The sequence below is a fragment of the Pseudomonas sp. CFBP 8770 genome (genome assembly GCF_014841705.1).
Classification (GTDB): Bacteria; Pseudomonadota; Gammaproteobacteria; order Pseudomonadales; family Pseudomonadaceae; genus Aquipseudomonas.
The window spans coordinates 59,816-75,748 of sequence record NZ_JACYUL010000008.1 but is presented as its reverse complement, the minus strand read 5'-3'; the positions used below and the strand labels follow the sequence as shown (position 1 = coordinate 75,748).

The following is a 15,933-nucleotide window of genomic DNA, read 5'->3' as shown; positions in this document are numbered from 1 at the left end:
TGCTCCCTGGCTGCTCGCCATTCCCCGAAGTGTCCAACACGGTGTTGTCCGCTCAGGACGCCTGACTTTTGCTGCGAGCGACTGCGCGGCGAGCGCGGTGCTGGTTGAGCCGCAGGATCATCCGCGTGGTCAGACTGCCGGCATGCGGGTCACCGTAGTGGAACAGCGCGGTGGCGCGACGGTGCGCCGGATCGCATGGCTGGTTGGCATGCAGCGAGCGATAGCCCCAGAAGAAATACACATTGCCAGGCTTCATGCGCAGCAACAGCGGCTTGAGCCAGCCGCGTTCGATGCACCAGCCCATCAGGCGGCGGCACAGCGGGTTCTGATACACGACCTTCTCGACGGCGTTGAACAGCACGCTGCCACGCACGCGGCGCAGGTTGGGAAACAGCACCAGATCGCCGCGGTCCTTGCCCTGGTCGGGAATGAAAATCGGCACCAGCATGGTCAGCAGGGTGGCGTCGAAGTGAAACGCGTTGGATTCTTTCAAGCCACTGTGGCCCTGCACGCACCGCAGCACCGGGAACACCTGGTCGCTGGGGGCCGCATGGCCCTGGCCCTGCTCGTGAAGGCGCGCCAGGTGCTGGCGGAATTCGCTCGATACCGCCGTGGCAGCCAATCGGCTGCCCACGAGTGGCGCATTGCCATGATACGCGAAATATTGGTTGTTATGGCGCGCAGCCTGGTCATCCACATAGGCACGAAGTTCTTCCAGCACGTAGGGCGCCAAAGCGTTTTCCAGTACGGCATAGCCCTGTTCGTTCATATCGGCCGCCAGGCGGCGCGACGTGCTTTCATCCAGGTTGAACAAATGTGGCATGAGGAAGAACCCTCCTTGGACACGCGATTGATTGAACGCCATAACTAACGTTCTATATGTTTGGGCAAAGCTACCGCCCGGTTCGTACTCGACGATCCCTTCAACTTGCTACTTGCAACTTCGTGTGCACACCACGACTGCGTACTGCAATGAACAGGCTGTGCGCACACGCCAGAACACATAGCGCGGACCGGTCATCAAAGTCAGCGCCTGCAAGGCAATACGGGGTAGTGGGTCGAATGTGCGCAGCGCTCTTTGGCACCACTGCAACTGCTGTGTTGGCGGCAGATGGGTGATATATCGGCTTTGGCAGGGGGACTGTCAATCGCTTTCGTCAAAAATAGTGCGCTGGCTAGAATGCGTTCATCAAAACGACTTAACTATATGATTTACATCATAATTTATTTCTGGCGCTGGCATATTGCTGCTTAATTGTGGGTTTCCGACGTTTTCCTCCCGTCAATCCGCTGCACGGCTCGCAAACCCGCACAGCGCCTGGGCTCAGCCGTTCCGCAAGCGCGGCGGAACCTCGAAATCCCTACAGACGCCGACTATTTAATGTCGTCAAAAAAAAACCATCATGGGGGTAGGAGCATCCCTATGATGGTTTATTGACATCACTGGCCAAGCGCCATTTCTGCCGCACAAACACCTGGAACTCCGTAGGAGCGGTCAGCGGCCGCGAAAAAACCCCCGCGGTGTATCAGATACGCTTCAGGATGCCTCTCGCGACCAATGACCACTCCCAAGGCTGCTTCAGTAAAGCTCCGGCCGCCTGTCGTTCAAATAGGTGAAGGCAGTGCGCGCCGATGCCAGCGAGGCTTTGTCCAAGGTACCCACGATCAACGCTTCGTCACGGCTGGCCTTGGCAATCTGCTGCCCATCTGCCCCGGCAATGCTGCTCAAACCGCAGTACTCGAATTCCTCCTCTTTGCCGCAGTAGTTGGCATACGCCACGTAGCACTGGTTCTCGAAAGCCCGGCTGCGCACGGTCACCTCGGCAATGAAACCGTAGGGCACCATGTTGGCCGTGGGCACCAGAATCAGTTCGGCCCCCGCGGCCGCCAGCCGGCGAGCGTTTTCCGGAAACTCCAGGTCGTAGCAGATCAACAGGCCCAGCTTCCAGCCATTGAACTCGAGCAGCGCGGGCGCCTGTGTGCCTGCGCTGAACATGGCGCGATCGGCGTCGCCGAACAGGTGTGTCTTGCGGTAGTTGCCCAGGCGCGCACCGGTGCGGTCAATCAACTGCACCGCGTTGTATACGTTGCCCTGTTCATCCAGTTCGGGGTAGCCGTACAAAATGGCCAGGCCGAATTGCCGGGCGATCTGCGCGACCTGCTCGGCGTTGGCGCCGTCACTGGCCTGCGCCAGGGTGCGCGCCGCCTCCGCGCCGATGTTGTAGCCGCTCAGGAACATCTCCGGCAGTACCAGCAGTTCGACTTCCCACTGTGCGGCCTCGCGGGCGCGTGCCTTCAGGCGCTCGAGGTTGCCCTCGACGTCGAGCGGTTGGGACTGGCATTGGTACAAGGCTATGCGCATGCGGGCTCCTTTTGTGATCAAGTCTGCTGATCAAGTGTGGCAATCAAGGGCACGGTCAATCCGACAGGGCAATGGGCCCCAGTTCGTCGAAAACATCCCCCGGCCCAGGGTTCTCCGGGTGAGTGTAGCCATCGAAGTGGGTCATGATGCCCCACACCGCATTCAGTGACGTCTGAACCGCGCCTTCGACCCAGGCAGGCGTCCACGAAACGTCGTCACCGGCGATGAAGATACCGCGTTGTGCATCTGGCAGCGCGCTTTGCATAAAGTGCGCATACATGCGCTGGTTGTAACGATAGTGACCCGGCAGCGCGCCCTTGAACGCGCCAAGGAAGTAAGGGTCCGCTTCCCACGACACGGTGATCGGATCGCCGATGATGCGCGCGGCGATATCCACCTTCGGATAGATCTTCTTCAAGGCATCCAGCGCCAGCTTGACGCGCTTCTCCACGGGGTGGGGCAGCATCTTCAAGGCATCGCTCATCCACGCATACGACAGGCAGATCACCCCTGGCTTGTCGTCGCCATGGTCGAACAGGTAGGTGCCGCGGGTCAGCCGGTCGGTGAGGGTCATGCTCATCAGGTCGCGGCCGGTCTCCGGGTCCTTGTCTTTCCAGAAGGGCCGGTCGACCATGACGAAGGTCTTCGAAGACTGCATGTAGCGGGTACGGTCCAGCGCCATCCACATCTTCTGCGAGAACAGCGTCTCCTCGCATTCGATCTGGGTGGTCAGCAGCCAGCTCTGGCAGGTGGTCAGCACGGCGGCGTAGTGGCGGGTGTCGTCCCAGTGATCGGTCACCGCAAAGCGGCCATCGGCGGCGCGGGCGATCTTCTTCACCCCGCCGCGCGGCGCGCCCCGGTGCAGTGACGCCAGGCTGGTGCCGGCCGGCCAGTGGGCGCAGCGTTCGGGCGCATGCTTCCACAAGCCCAGCGGCACCTGCTCCACGCCGCCGATCACCAGATGCTGGTGATCGTCGCAGTTGGTCATCACCACACGGAAGATTTCCAGCATCGAATTGGGGAAGTCCGAATCCCAGCCGCCGGTGCCGAAACCGACCTGGCCAAACACCTCGCGATGGTGGAATGACAACTGCGCAAAGGCCTTGGACGTGGCCACGAAATCATAGAAGGTGCGGTCGTCCCACAACGGCACCAGGGTGTTCCACAGTTCCTTGAGGCGCGGCACGTCACGATCGCGTATCGCCTGCTGGATATCACCGAAGCGTGCGCCTTCCTCCAGCGCATCGGCCCAGGCGTCAGCCACTTCCTGAAACAGCGCCGGCAGGTCGGCCAGGGTCTGGGCGTAGTAGGTCTCGCCTTCCAGATCGATCACGGTGCTGCCCGAAGCCGGCGTCAGCGGGTTGGGAAAGGGCTTGGTTTTCAGGCCGAGCTTGTCGACGTAGTGGTAGAACGCCGTGGACGAAACCGGAAAGCGCATCCCGCCCAGCTCGGCAACGATCTCCTCGGTGCCCTCGAACTTCTGCGAGCGCAGGCGCCCGCCCATTTTCGAGGCTTCATAGACCACCGGCCGCAGGCCCAGCTTCATCAGCTCGTAGGCCGCCACCAGCCCGGCGATACCGGCGCCGACGATGGCCACCTCGGCCCCATGATGATGCTCGGGAATCACGCCCAGCCCGGCCGGATGCTCGATCCAGTCGTCGAAAGCGAAGGGAAAGTCCGGGCCGAAAACGGTGACGGGCTTCTTGCCGTCGGCGGGGTGACGTGATGTTGGGCTCATGGAGGGACCTTGGCTGAGGCTGAACGAAGAAAAGGCACGTTCATTCTAGGCAAGGGCGCTGCGGTAAATAAGACGCAAAGTGTCGTCGATATGACGTTTAATCGGTCGAATGGATGTGTCTACGCTGCATTGTGCCTGCTTTCGCTCAACCCCGGCGGTCTACCTTGTTGCTGAGGATGATCGAGGTCGTGGTTTTCTCCACTCCGTCGACGCTGCCGATCTGGTCCAGCAACTCATCCAGCTGTTCCGGCGAATCGGTGCGCAGCCAGGCCACGTAATCGAACTCGCCACTGACGGCGCACAGTTGCTGCACCTGCGCCATGCCACTCAGGCGCCGTACCACCTCCTTGCCGGAGCGCGGCTGCACGGTGATGCCGACGTAGGCCTGCAAGCCGCCATCCAGTGCGTGCTGGCCCAGCCGTACCCCGTAGCCGCTGATCACCCCGCAGCTTTCCAGCCGCGCCAGCCGAGCGGTGACCGTGGTACGTGCGATGCCCAGGCCGCGAGCGAGCATCGCCACGCTTTCGCGGGCATTGATCTGCAGGGCGGCGATCAGTTGGCGGTCTATGGCATCCAGGGAAAACGAGTGGCGGTCGGACAAAACAGGCTCCATCAGCGAGTGGGCAGGCGTCGATTAGGCCATTGATCGGCGCCGTGCTCAAAGCAATGTTGCCAAGGACGCTTTTTCAGATCATTCAGAGCCTTTTGTTCCGCACTCTGCAGTTGAACGGAAAGTTTGACGCGACTTGTCGAAAGTGCACGCAAACTTGTTGTTTCTGGCGTCAGGCGAACGGCAGGCCGAGTGCGGTGGATTGATTAAATTGAAGTGGCAAAACTATTAATCCCTCTATAGTTCGCCTCGCGATAGTTCACGCATCAATCCTATTTTCATTCATACCCTTACCGAACGACCTGCTGCTCGCGGCCCCCACAGAGCAAGGAACAGGAGAACAAGGAACATGAGTTCAACCCGTGGCACGCACATGCCGACCGTCGTGGCCGGCTTGATGCTGGCGTGCGCCGTGATCGCCAGCTTCCTGGCCGCCAGCGGTCCGGTGCAGTGGATGGACAACGGCCTGATGCTGGCGGATGCCGCGCAGGGCCCGTTCTTCAGCTCCTCTCTGGGGCCGGTCAGCCATCCGCTCTACGCGCTCATCGCTCGTGTCGTTCATGCGCTGCTGGGCATGCACCTGCTCAGCCTGCTTAACGCCATCCTGTTGCTGCCACTGGCCGTGGTCGTCCACGGCCTGGCGGTCAGTGTCGGCACCCCACGTCACCTGGCGCTGCTGGCGGCAACCGCCACCGTGCTGGCCCACGCCGTGTTCTGGGCTTCCACCAAGGCCGAACCCTACGTGCTGCATGCCGTGCTGATCATCGGCGCCTACTGGCTGTGCTTCGCTGCACCGGCGCGACTCGGTGCCACCGGCCGCCTGCTGGCCATCGGCGCGCTCAGCGGCCTGGCCTTGGCGATTCATCCGCTAACACTGGTGGTGCTGCTGCCGTTGTATGTGCAACTGGCCGTGCACCACAGGCTGCGCCTGCTGCTGGTGCTGCCCGGCATCGCCCTGGGTTTTGCACCGGCCTGGCCTGCCGTGATCAACGACCTGAGCACTGGCATGAGCCTGTTCGACATCTCCCGCCGTTATCTGGCAGGCCCCGGCCAACTGGCGATCATCGCCGGCGGCCGCAACGACACGCTCTGGCGTTTCGACGACATGTGGCACGAGAAAAACGCCGTGGTGCTGCTGGCGTTGTCGCTGATCGGCCCGCAGATTCTTGGCCTCATCCTGTGGCCGAAAACCCGCGCGCTGCAGGTGCTCTGGGCAGCGCTGCTGCTCAACTTCCTGTTCGCCGTGTCCTACGGCGTATTCGACCGCTTCACCCTGTTCCTGCCGGGCATTGCCCTGGCCAGCATCCTCGGCGTGGTCCACCTGGCCAGATACCTGCCTGGCAGCCGAATCGGCACTGCCGTCGTCTACCTGTCGGTCTTAGCGGGGCCGGTGGCCATGCTGTCGATGTGGGGGCTGTACGCCAACGGCTGGGTCAAGCTGCCGACCCACACCGAAGCCCTGCCGTTTCGCAACGACATCCGCTACTACCTGGTGCCCTACCTGCAAGACCGCTCCGCGCACCAGTTCGCCCGCGCCTACGAAACCCTGGTGCCGCCCGGCGCCCTGGTCGCCGCCGACACCACCCCGCTGGGCGCCCTGCGCTCCGCCCAGGCCAACGGCGCGCTGCGCGGCCGGATCCTCCAAGGCTGCGAACAGAGCACCAACATCCCGCCTTACCTGAACGGCGCCGGCGCCTTCCTGCCGCGCACCAGCTTCTGCGGCAATATTGGCGAGCAGTTCACATTGCAGGAAAATTTGCTGGGGTTTCGTTTGCAGGCCAAGTGAGGGTTTCTGAAAAACTTGAAGCGCTGCACTTTGCGCAAAGCACAGCTTTATTTTCGTGAAGGTTAGGTATACGTTACATTTCTATCACTTTGTTGCGTATACAGAACATGGACTACGAGCTCATCACGACTCGCCTGGGCAACCAGATCAGGCAACGGCGTCTCAATCGTGGGATGACACAATCCAGGCTCGCCGAGTTGGCTCGTGTCACGCGGCAGAAGGTCATTGCCATCGAGAAGGGTGATCTTTCAGTTGGCATGGCAGCCTACGCACGCGTGCTCGCTGCGCTGAATTGCGAGATGAAGGTCATACCTGCCGTGCTGCCCACGCTGGACGAAATACATGAGGTATTTGAAGGATACTGAGCATGCCGCAGGTTGTGGCTGCTCAAGGTGGATCAGCTCACTACAAGCTCTGAACAATCCGACACTTGGGAAAAGCTGAACACCCCCAAAATTGCTGCCCGGCATTGGCTCCCGTTTTCCGCGTGCGGATGACCAGCGCATTGCCACACTTCGGGCAACAACGTTCAGCGCTTGGATCACTGCGACGCTTGAGTTGTTGCACGTGTTCGCGATGAGTCGCAATACTCGGTGCCAGACGACCGGCCTTCAGTGCTTGCAACATGTCGTCGACTTCCGCCTCGCTGAACACCACCTGCCGAAACGACTTGATATAGCGGATGAAGCCGATGCCCCGCGTCACATTGGCCGGCATCTCGTTCTTGAACGTACTGCCCCCAACGAACGTGATGACCGAATGCAGGTGCGCAGGGCTGACACCTAAAGTGGCTTCCAGCGCTTTCAGGTGTTTGTAGTTCTGCCGAAGAGGGTTCTGGAATTTGAAGCTGCGCCTGGGGAATTTCTGCGTCCACTGCGCCTGGTGTTCGGTGCCGAAAATCCAGGCGCTCATGTTCTTCGTTTCCAGCACGAAAATGCCATGGACCGAGAGAAACACGTGATCGATCTGCGTGGTGCCGTCAGGCGTATTCAGGGTGACGTTGTGCAGGCGGCGATAGGTGTGTTGGTCCAGTTGCCAGTGTGCAAATACACGCACCAGTAACTCACCGATATAACCCTTGACCCACGGCGACTTGAACAACGTGATGAGGAGCAGGAGCGAAAGCGCCCAGCTCAGCATGCCCCAGAGCTGGGCGATGACAGGTGTGAAGTCCATTTCTCAACCTTGATGACAGTACTGACGCCAGCATAGCTGGATTATTTCTGCGTTCGCGCACCACTGGCCGTGGCCGACGCTTCGGAGCCGGTTGCCGTCTTGAAGTACGCCACATGATAGGCCAGCCCGACGAAGACCGCGCCTCCCACGGCGTTACCCAAGAATACCGGAACAAAATTATCGCCGAACTGCGCCCAGCTCAAGGCCCCGGCAAAGATCGCCGCCGGTATGACGAACATATTGGCGACCACGTGCTGGAAGCCGATCGCCACGAAGGCCATCACCGGAAACCACATGCCAACTACCTTGCCGACCACATCCTTGCTCGCGTAGCTGAGCCACACCGCCAGACACACCAACCAATTGCAGCCAATGCCGGAAATGAATGCTTGCTCGAAACTGGCCGACACCTTGGCATTGGCGATGGCCACGGTCTTGGCCATGAACGCACCTTCAGTCAAACCCACCAGATGCCCAAAGAAATAGGCGACAAACAGCGCGCCGATCAGGTTGGCCACGGTCACCAACAGCCAGTTGCGCACCAGTTGACCCAGACCAATACGTCCAGCGAACAGCGCCATGGGCAAGCTCATCATGTTGCCGGTCAGCAACTCCCCGCCGGCCAGCACCACCAGAATCAGCCCGATGGGAAACACCACGGCGCCCAGCAGGTTGCCCAGTGAAGCCCAATCCTTGGGGATCATGGCGCTGACATGAATGTCGAGAAGAAATCCGAAAGCGATGAACGCGCCTGCCAGAAATCCTAGGATCATCAGCGATGAGGTGTTCAGGTGGGCCTTCTTGACACCGCTTTCGACGGCAATTTCGGCTATTTGCTGCGGGGTATTCAAAGACATTAGGGGCTCGTGCGTGATCGTTGACTGAGCATGCGGATAAGCTCAGGCGGTGCGCGCATCTGTCGCACCGGGCAGGTACGTTACGGAGCGGGGCGGGAAATGGCCAATCGGCTGTTTTGATGGGGTGATTGAGGGAGTTGATGGGTCCCGAAAATGCGTGCCTCTGGACCACCGGGCGGAGTCCGTGATGAACCCTTTCAAAAACAAAAAAGCCGCGCAAAGCGCGGCTCTCAAATCTTGGTGGGCCCAGCAGGACTCGAACCTGCGACCAAGGGATTATGAGTCTCTTTTCTTACGTTTTACCCGGTTTTACCAAAATCTATAGAGCCTTGTATTTATTGGGTTTCAGTCATATTCTCGCTTTACGAAGTTTAACGGTTTTCGACCTTTGGTGATTGACCGGTGATTGACAGACCAGCTCGGGAAAGCAAGCAGTGAACACGACAGAAACCGCCTTCAGTTTTACCAAAACAGCCTTGGACGGTATCAAACCGACCGATAAACGCGCTTGGTATCGAGACTCCAAAACTCTAGGGCTTTCCATTTGCGTTACTCCGGCGGGCTCCAAGACCTTCTATGTCATTCGTCGCGTCGCGGGCATGGGACGCAAGGGCAATAACGAGTTCATACGCTTGGGGGTGTTTCCTGACATGACCGTCGAACAGGCCCGCGTTGGAGCTCGACTGAAGCTCAAGAGCCTGAATGCCGGCGAGAGCGTTCGTGCCGCTGCCACTGCCAGAAAGGAAGAACTGACCGTTGGTGACTTATGGGGTGTCTGGAGAGACGAGCGCGCAGTCGGGCCGACCCCTGACAAGCCGATCAAGCGCAGTTGGAGAAAGGATCAGCGGCTGTATGACTGCCATCTAAAAGATCGCGCCAAGCGTCGAGTAAGTGAGATCACCTCCACCTTGGCTGGGAAGGTTTTCCGCGATGTGACAGTTGTGAGCGGGCCGGTAGAGGCGAACCATGTGAAACGGCTTGCCCGTGCCATGTGGAACCATGCCATCAAACATCACGGGCTAGACGTCCGCAATCCTTGGTCAACGCTCAAGGATAACCACGAAGCTCGGCGAGAAGAGTGGATCAAACCCTCGCAAATGCCAGCCTTGTTCAAGGCCATCGACTCCGTGGGCAATCAGGACGTAGCAGAGATGGTCAGGCTGTGTCTGTTCACGGGGGCGCGCTCGGGAAACGTCAAGGCGATGCGCTGGGACCAGTTGGACCTGGATACTGCTATCTGGACGATTCCCAGCAGCCATCACAAAAACAAGCTGATCCATACGATACCGGTGCCGCCACCGGCTCTGGAGATTCTGCGTCAGCGTGTCGGTGTGAGCCGGGATTGGGTTTTTCCCGCACCGACTAAAGCGGGCCATATGGGTGAAATTCGCAAAACGTGGCATGCAATGCTCAAGGCCTTTGCTGCTGAGCTGGAACTGGATGAGATCCCAGATCTTCACATACACGACCTTCGTCATACGACGGCAAGCTGGCTGGTCGGCCAAGGGGTGAGCCTTCCTATGGTCGGCAAGTTATTGGGGCATACCACCACCAGTACGACTGCCCGCTATGCACACTTGGCTACCGATCCGGTACGTGAGGCTTTGGAGAAGATCACTGCAGCGATGGGTGGCACCACCAATGGTTAACCGAGTGACGGCCAGCCAAGCCTGGCGGAGGAAGAAGTGGGGTTTCCTGTCCCGCCTGACTGGTCGCCTGCTCAAGTAGGTCGCCTGAGGAGGCACCGTGAAAAATCCTGATGAAGATACGATCATTAATTTCGAGGGCATCGACAACGACATTAAGCTAGGTCGAGCCGACTTCATGCGCATGGCTCTGCCTGCCAATGGCGGCGAGCTAGATATAAAAAACTTCGGCTGCGTATTCCGGATCGGCCTTGATGGCATTTACGTCAATACCGCTCATGAAAATGAAGTTGATCTGACACCAGAAGAGGCTGCAAGCCTTTGTCCTCATCCGACTGGCAACCTCGCTGAGCCAGCCCTCAAATTCCCTTTCTCCGTTCGCGACCTTGAAAATTTCTTAGTTTTTACGAATGAAGAAGGGCTCGACGTTCCTCTCAGCAATGAGGCATTTGAGCAAGTTATCGCCATAAAAATGCAGCAGGGAAATAGGATTGATAACAGCTCAAACTGCGCCCAAGACGAATATCTGCTGAGTTTGGGCAAAGCGATTCAACAACGAAATCAGGAATTTGCCAGCCGCCCAAGGGATGGGAGCGAGGACTTGAAAGCTGCGCATCAGCTATGGATCGACACGGCCATTGAGATACAACGCTCAAGGGATCGCCCCGCTTCGGATCGACAGCTCGCCGAACTAGTGAAGAAGGCCCTCAATCTGGATGTCTCGGAGGAGACTATCCGCCGAAAATTTCCTAATTCACCCATATTGAGAGGGCTTGCTCCCGGTAAACCCAAACTGAAAAAGTAGGGCGGCCATTTGGGTAGTGGGTTGGGTGCCTCGGTCTTACCCAGTACAGCTAGCGATCCTTGCTCCGTCATTACCAACTAATGCGGAGCTATCCATATGACCACCACACATGGCGTGAACATTGAGGCCATCAAGGCTGAGATCGCCGCCCAGCTTGGCTACGACCCCAAAAAACCGCCAGTACATGTAGACGACATGCAAGCCGCTGAGGTGCTTACAGTTAAGGAAAACACCCTGGCTGTCTGGCGCTCGACTGGTCGCTACAACCTGCCATTCCTCAAGGTAGGTCGTCTGGTGCGCTACCGCGTAAGCGACCTCGCCATTTTCCTGGCTAGCCGCACGGTCAACCATACCGGCGAGGAGCAAGCATGAAAAAGGCCGCCCCCCAATACCAGCGGAACAGCCTGTCGCAAGGACATTTTAACCTCTCGCTCAATTGCCTGCTCTTTTGTGGTTCCCTCTCCAGCCTTCTGATTACAACGGCGCAGTTCGCCCTGTATTGGCTGCTCCTGGGGGCGATGATGACCAGCCCCGACTGCCGTATCGAGGAGGATGATCACTTCATCTTCGACGAGGCCTTCTTGCTGCTTGATGGCTATGCCAGCAGCATTCCGTCCGAATCCATAGTGTTCGGGGGCTTTCTGACCCCGCAGGAGGCGTAACTCATGCGCATCCAACAACCCACGAATCCACGCGGGTCGGCAACGTTCGGCCGCAAGAAAGTCAGTGCTGGCAAGCTTGCACTGGCGCCTATCCATGTTGAAATTCAGCGCATCGCCGGTGCGGCTCTGCTCACTGCCAACAATCTGCTGGCCGACTGGCTGCCGGATGGCATTAGCAAGGGTAAAGAATACTGGCCGACCAACCCGGTACGCGGTGACCGTAAGCCCGGGTCGTTCAGCATTAATTTGCACACCGGCAAATGGAACGACTTCGCCAGCGCCGACAAAGGCGGCGACCTTGTGTCGCTGCTGGCCTACCTGCACGGCTGCTCGCAGATCGATGCTGCCCGCATCCTTGCCGGGCAATTGGGGCTGCCGTTCGGTGGTGACCACAAGCGTAACTTGGTCACCGTGGAAGTCGAGCGCCAGCGTATCACTCGCCAGCGTGAACAGCGCCAGCAGCAAGACGATGAAAAAACGCGGGCCAAGTGGGAGCAGGCCGCCGCTCGTGCACGTCGCGACTGGGCGCTCGCGGGCCAGGCTGATCCTAACCATCCGTACCTGGTCCACAAGCGCATTAAACCCCACCATCTGCGTCAGCTCGGCAGCGAGTTACTTGTTCCCATCTGCTGGCGCGGCGAAGTGGTGAACCTTCAGCGCATCGCGGCCGATGGCAGCAAGTGGTTCCTCCGCGGAGGTCGGATCAAAGGCTGCTATTGCTCGTTCGGGCGTATAGAGGACGGCGTCGAGCTGTTCATCGTCGAGGGCATCGCCACGGCTGCGACGCTTTACGAGCAGATCGGCAAGTCGGTCGCCGCTGCAATGAGCGTCGGCAACCTGCTGCCGGCAGGCTTGGAGCTGAAGCACCGCTATCCCAATGCCATGCTGATCGTCGGCGGCGATGATGACCGTGCCAAGGAAGCTGAGGACAAGCCCAACGCGGGTAAGCTGGCGGCCATCCATGCGGCTGCGATGCTCAACTGCGGCTACGTCCTGCCGGCGTGGCCGAAGGATGCGCCGCTGCATCTGTCCGACTTTAACGATTTGGCCGTCTGGCGGGAGGGTTGGGTATGAATGCGTCCCTGATGACCGAAATTCAAACCCCAGCAGGGCCGGCACCTAAGCCGCTGCTACCGGATATCACGCCGCCGACTCCCTACCCCTTGGACGCCCTGCCCGGCAAAATGCGCGGCGCAGTCGAGGCGATTGTCGAGCATGCGATGGTGCCTGCCGCCATCGCCGGGCAGTGCGTTGTCGGCGCAAACACCCATCTGGCGCAGACGCGTGTCAACGCTTGGCACCCCAGAGGTAACCCTGAAGGCGCGCTCTGCTCGCTGTTCATGCTGTCGCTGTTCGACTCAGGGGAAGGCAAGTCGAGCGCGCGCGAACTGGCCTTCAGGACGATTGACGAAGCGGAGAAAGAGGCGCGCTTCCGCCACCGCCAAGCCTTCGATGAGATTGAGGCCATGGCTGCCGACCTAAAGGGCAAGGCGCGTGAAGAATTTCTGGCTGCTCACCCATTGCCGCCCGACCCGAAGACCCAATACAGTGATGCGACTTTTGAGCCGATCGTTGGTGGCTTCATTCGGGGCAAGTCGGCTGCAAGCTGGGACACGGACGAAGGCGGGCAAATGCTCGGCGGTCACGCGTTCAAGGCTGACACCAACGTCGCGACACTCGGCGGCCTGACTACCGCCTTCAGCTCGGGGAAGTTCGAACGCACCCGCTCGCGTGGCAACCTGGAAGGTTCCGGCGTCGCTTACAACCGCCGCCTGAGCATTCACTTGATGGCTCAACCGGTGGCCGTGGCGGCGGCGCTGAGCGATCCGTTGTTGGTCGGGCAGGGCTTCCTTCCACGCTTCCTACTCGCTGCGCCGGTTAGTCTGGCTGGCACCTGCTTCATCACCGTCAAGTCATTAGAACGCAGCGCCTACGCAGACCTGCGTCTTCAGGCGTACTGGTCGCGCTGCAAAGAGATTGCCGCCAGCCCGGAGTACATCGACCCGGAAACCGGCGAGGTCGCACCGCCCGTTCTGGTGCTTAATGCAGCCGCTAAACAGGTATGGGTGGACTTTCGCAACGAGATTGAATGCGAACGTGGGGCGCTCGGGAAGTTTGCTGGCCTGAAGCCGTTCGCCGCCCGGGGCGCCGAGCAGGCGTTGCGTCTGTCTGCCGTGCTCGGCTTTTTTGAGGATGTCGAGCGGATCGATGCCGACTGCATGCGCCGCGCTTGCATGCTGGCGCGCTATTCCCTCGATGAATGGCTGCGCTACACCGGCGCAGGCACAGTTGATCCCGAGCTGAAACTCGCCGCCGAACTGATGAGCTGGTTACGCGATCCCAAGCGCGCGGCAAAGTGGCAAGAGTTTCATGCCAATGATTTGGGCAAGTCGGGGCCGGCTGCGGTTCGTTCGGCCAAGAAGCGTGACCCGGTGCTGGCTGTTTTGTTGAAGTATCACCACCTGCTGAGCAGCGACGGTAAGCAATTCAAGATCAACCCCCTTGCGGAAATTGCGGATTCTGCGGCAACCCAGCCATCGCGTGGCTTTGTTGTTGCGGATGATTTGCGGAAAGTTGCGGAAATTGCACAGTTCCCCCGCGAAAAACATCCGGCATCCACAGCGCTTCCGCAAACTTCCGCAAAGCTTTCGCAAGCTGAAACCCAGAAATTTCAAGGCCTTCCGCAGAATCCGCAGAATCCGCAGCCCCCTGCGTTCGCAGATACGCGTAGCGAACAGCTATGGGAGCGGGAGCTGTGAGTGCCGTCGAGCTGATCCGCCGTGCGAGCGCGGCAGGCGTCGAGATGGTAGTCAGTCAAGAGGGCGGCCTGCGACTGCGCGCTGACTTCGAACCGTCCGCCAAACTACTGGCCGAACTGGTCGCTCACAAAGTCGAGATCATTGCCATACTGAGCGCCGCCAATGACCCGATGCTGTCGAGCGCCTGGCTGGCCGGTGTCGCGCGCCTGCTTGGCCCCCGTCCTGCTGTACTGCTGGAGGAGGGGCATTTGGAGTCGCACGACCTTGTCGAACTGGCCGGTGCGGATGTCGTGCTGGTGGCCGACATCATTCGCGCTAGCCCGACGTGGATCAACCGGCCGCAGCAGGTCGAGCAATCGGCCGAGGTCCACACCGTGGAGAAAGTTAAGCCGCAGCACACCGTCCACACCGCCGCTACAGCGTCACAGGCATGGCGAGTGGCCGCTGCGGCATACACCAACCACCTGATGGCCTGCCGCGCCTGCCATGCGGAAACCGGCCGTTACTGTGCGGCTGGCGTTGATCTGCGCCAGAGTTATAACAACACCCAAATGGAGACGAGCGAGTGAACGATGCCCCGGCAGTGGAGTTTGCCATTGAGGAGAATGACGAAAAGGCTAATGCCCGCAATCACCTGACTCCGGAGTGCCTGAGCGCCGCATTGCTTGTCAGCAGTAACCTGCTCGGCAAGACGCCGTTCCCCGAGGCTGTCCTCGAACTGGGTCGGCAGACGACTGCAATTAACCGCGGCGACATGAGACGAGCAGAAGACATGTTGGTGTCGCAAGCGCACTCTCTGGATGCTTTATTCGTGCATCTTGCGAGCCGGGCACTGTCATCTAAGAACATGGGTGGACTGGAGTCCTACATGCGTCTCGCACTCAAGGCCCAAAACCAGGCCAGGGCTACCTTGCAGACCTTGGGCGAGCTTAAAACCCCCAAGCAGGTCGCTTTCGTGAAGCAGGCGAACATCGGCCATCAGGTTCAGGTCAACAACGGCATTCAAGAGAAGCCCGCGCGCACGCGGAAAACCAAAAAAGCGCAGAACGAACTATTGGAGGTTGAGCATGGCGAACGGCTGGACACCCGAGCGACGGGCACGGCAGGCGGAGCTGATCCGGCAATGGCGACCATGGGAGCGAAGCACCGGACCGCGAAGCGCTGAGGGTAAGGCCGTTGCATCGCGCAATGCCTGGACAGGCGGGATGAGGCCGCTACTGCGAGAACTGGCCGAAGAGCTGCGAGAGCAGGACGAATGGCGTAATAGCTTGTCGGATTGATTCATCTGCTCAAGTGCCGCTCTAGGCCATCCCTCGGCGATCGCAAGGGTGCTCGCTGAGGTCTAACCTCTCCTGACAGTAAGGCATCTTACCGAAGTTGCTGGTGGGACAACTCACTACCAAGTTGCCGAGGTCAGGGCGAGATAGTGCAGACGGCGGTAGGTGTGGTTGTCCAGCTGCCAATGGGCGAATAGGCGTACTAGCAGTTCGCCAATATGGCCCTTGGCGCAGGACAATTTGAGCAGGCATACG

The 15,933-nt window shown here is 59.6% G+C and carries 16 protein-coding genes; 10 read left to right on the top strand and 6 right to left on the bottom strand.

Annotated elements, in window-relative coordinates; translation table 11 throughout:
* Positions 1 to 52: 52 nt before the first annotated feature.
* The 4 genes from IFT98_RS18270 to IFT98_RS18255 form a co-directional block, all read right to left on the bottom strand.
* Complete coding sequence (locus IFT98_RS18270) at positions 53 to 823, bottom strand: hypothetical protein (protein ID WP_122477118.1); 771 nt, start codon at positions 821 to 823, stop codon at positions 53 to 55.
* A gap of 756 nt (positions 824 to 1,579) precedes the next feature.
* A complete protein-coding gene (locus tag IFT98_RS18265) occupies positions 1,580 to 2,362 on the bottom strand; it encodes a carbon-nitrogen hydrolase family protein (RefSeq protein WP_192050921.1) in 783 nt (260 codons plus the stop codon).
* A gap of 55 nt (positions 2,363 to 2,417) precedes the next feature.
* Complete coding sequence (locus IFT98_RS18260; protein WP_122800782.1) at positions 2,418 to 4,100, bottom strand: flavin monoamine oxidase family protein; 1,683 nt, start codon at positions 4,098 to 4,100, stop codon at positions 2,418 to 2,420.
* 145 nt (positions 4,101 to 4,245) lie between these two features.
* A complete protein-coding gene (locus tag IFT98_RS18255; protein WP_122795568.1) occupies positions 4,246 to 4,713 on the bottom strand; it encodes an Lrp/AsnC family transcriptional regulator in 468 nt (155 codons plus the stop codon).
* Positions 4,714 to 5,059: 346 nt separating this feature from the next.
* Here IFT98_RS18255 and IFT98_RS18250 point away from each other — a divergent pair, with 346 nt between their 5' ends.
* Together IFT98_RS18250 and IFT98_RS18245 are read left to right on the top strand one after the other, a co-directional pair.
* Positions 5,060 to 6,496 (top strand): DUF2723 domain-containing protein, encoded by a 1,437-nt coding sequence (locus IFT98_RS18250; RefSeq protein ID WP_192050919.1) that lies wholly within the window; start codon positions 5,060 to 5,062, stop codon positions 6,494 to 6,496.
* Positions 6,497 to 6,603: 107 nt separating this feature from the next.
* On the top strand, positions 6,604 to 6,861 hold the full coding sequence (locus IFT98_RS18245; protein WP_192050918.1) for a helix-turn-helix transcriptional regulator: 258 nt from the start codon (positions 6,604 to 6,606) through the stop codon (positions 6,859 to 6,861).
* Between the two features lie 40 nt (positions 6,862 to 6,901).
* Here IFT98_RS18245 and IFT98_RS18240 read toward each other — a convergent pair whose 3' ends face one another.
* Both IFT98_RS18240 and IFT98_RS18235 read right to left on the bottom strand, forming a co-directional pair.
* Positions 6,902 to 7,672: a nuclease-related domain-containing protein gene (locus IFT98_RS18240; protein ID WP_192050916.1), complete on the bottom strand. Its 771-nt coding sequence runs from the start codon at positions 7,670 to 7,672 to the stop codon at positions 6,902 to 6,904.
* 41 nt (positions 7,673 to 7,713) lie between these two features.
* Positions 7,714 to 8,529, bottom strand: a complete 816-nt coding sequence (locus IFT98_RS18235) for a formate/nitrite transporter family protein (protein WP_192050914.1) — start codon at positions 8,527 to 8,529, stop codon at positions 7,714 to 7,716.
* A gap of 434 nt (positions 8,530 to 8,963) precedes the next feature.
* On the opposite strand from IFT98_RS18235, the gene IFT98_RS21120 reads away from it, so the two are divergent.
* The 8 genes from IFT98_RS21120 to IFT98_RS21020 all read left to right on the top strand — a co-directional run bounded on the left by IFT98_RS21120 (position 8,964) and on the right by IFT98_RS21020 (position 15,566).
* Positions 8,964 to 10,178 carry a tyrosine-type recombinase/integrase gene (locus tag IFT98_RS21120; protein ID WP_192050913.1) on the top strand — a complete coding sequence of 405 codons (1,215 nt, stop codon included), beginning with the start codon at positions 8,964 to 8,966 and terminating at the stop codon, positions 10,176 to 10,178.
* Positions 10,179 to 10,275: 97 nt separating this feature from the next.
* A complete protein-coding gene (locus tag IFT98_RS18225) occupies positions 10,276 to 10,980 on the top strand; it encodes a hypothetical protein (protein WP_192050911.1) in 705 nt (234 codons plus the stop codon).
* A gap of 96 nt (positions 10,981 to 11,076) precedes the next feature.
* Positions 11,077 to 11,352, top strand: coding sequence for a helix-turn-helix domain-containing protein (locus IFT98_RS18220; protein WP_192050910.1), 276 nt, complete (start codon positions 11,077 to 11,079; stop codon positions 11,350 to 11,352).
* Positions 11,349 to 11,642, top strand: coding sequence for a hypothetical protein (locus tag IFT98_RS18215; protein ID WP_192050908.1), 294 nt, complete (start codon positions 11,349 to 11,351; stop codon positions 11,640 to 11,642). Before IFT98_RS18220 ends, IFT98_RS18215 begins: the two co-directional genes overlap by 4 nt.
* 3 nt (positions 11,643 to 11,645) lie before the next feature.
* The gene (locus IFT98_RS18210) at positions 11,646 to 12,716 is read left to right on the top strand and encodes a DNA primase (RefSeq protein WP_192050907.1); all 1,071 of its coding nucleotides are present in this window, start codon (positions 11,646 to 11,648) and stop codon (positions 12,714 to 12,716) included.
* The gene (locus IFT98_RS18205; RefSeq protein WP_192050905.1) at positions 12,713 to 14,401 is read left to right on the top strand and encodes a DUF3987 domain-containing protein; all 1,689 of its coding nucleotides are present in this window, start codon (positions 12,713 to 12,715) and stop codon (positions 14,399 to 14,401) included. The genes IFT98_RS18210 and IFT98_RS18205 overlap by 4 nt, the downstream gene beginning before the upstream one ends.
* Positions 14,398 to 14,970 carry a hypothetical protein gene (locus tag IFT98_RS20940; protein WP_197976763.1) on the top strand — a complete coding sequence of 191 codons (573 nt, stop codon included), beginning with the start codon at positions 14,398 to 14,400 and terminating at the stop codon, positions 14,968 to 14,970. Before IFT98_RS18205 ends, IFT98_RS20940 begins: the two co-directional genes overlap by 4 nt.
* Entirely contained in the window at positions 14,967 to 15,566 is a 600-nt protein-coding gene (locus IFT98_RS21020) for a hypothetical protein (RefSeq protein WP_244651021.1), read from the top strand. Before IFT98_RS20940 ends, IFT98_RS21020 begins: the two co-directional genes overlap by 4 nt.
* Positions 15,567 to 15,933: the final 367 nt, after the last annotated feature.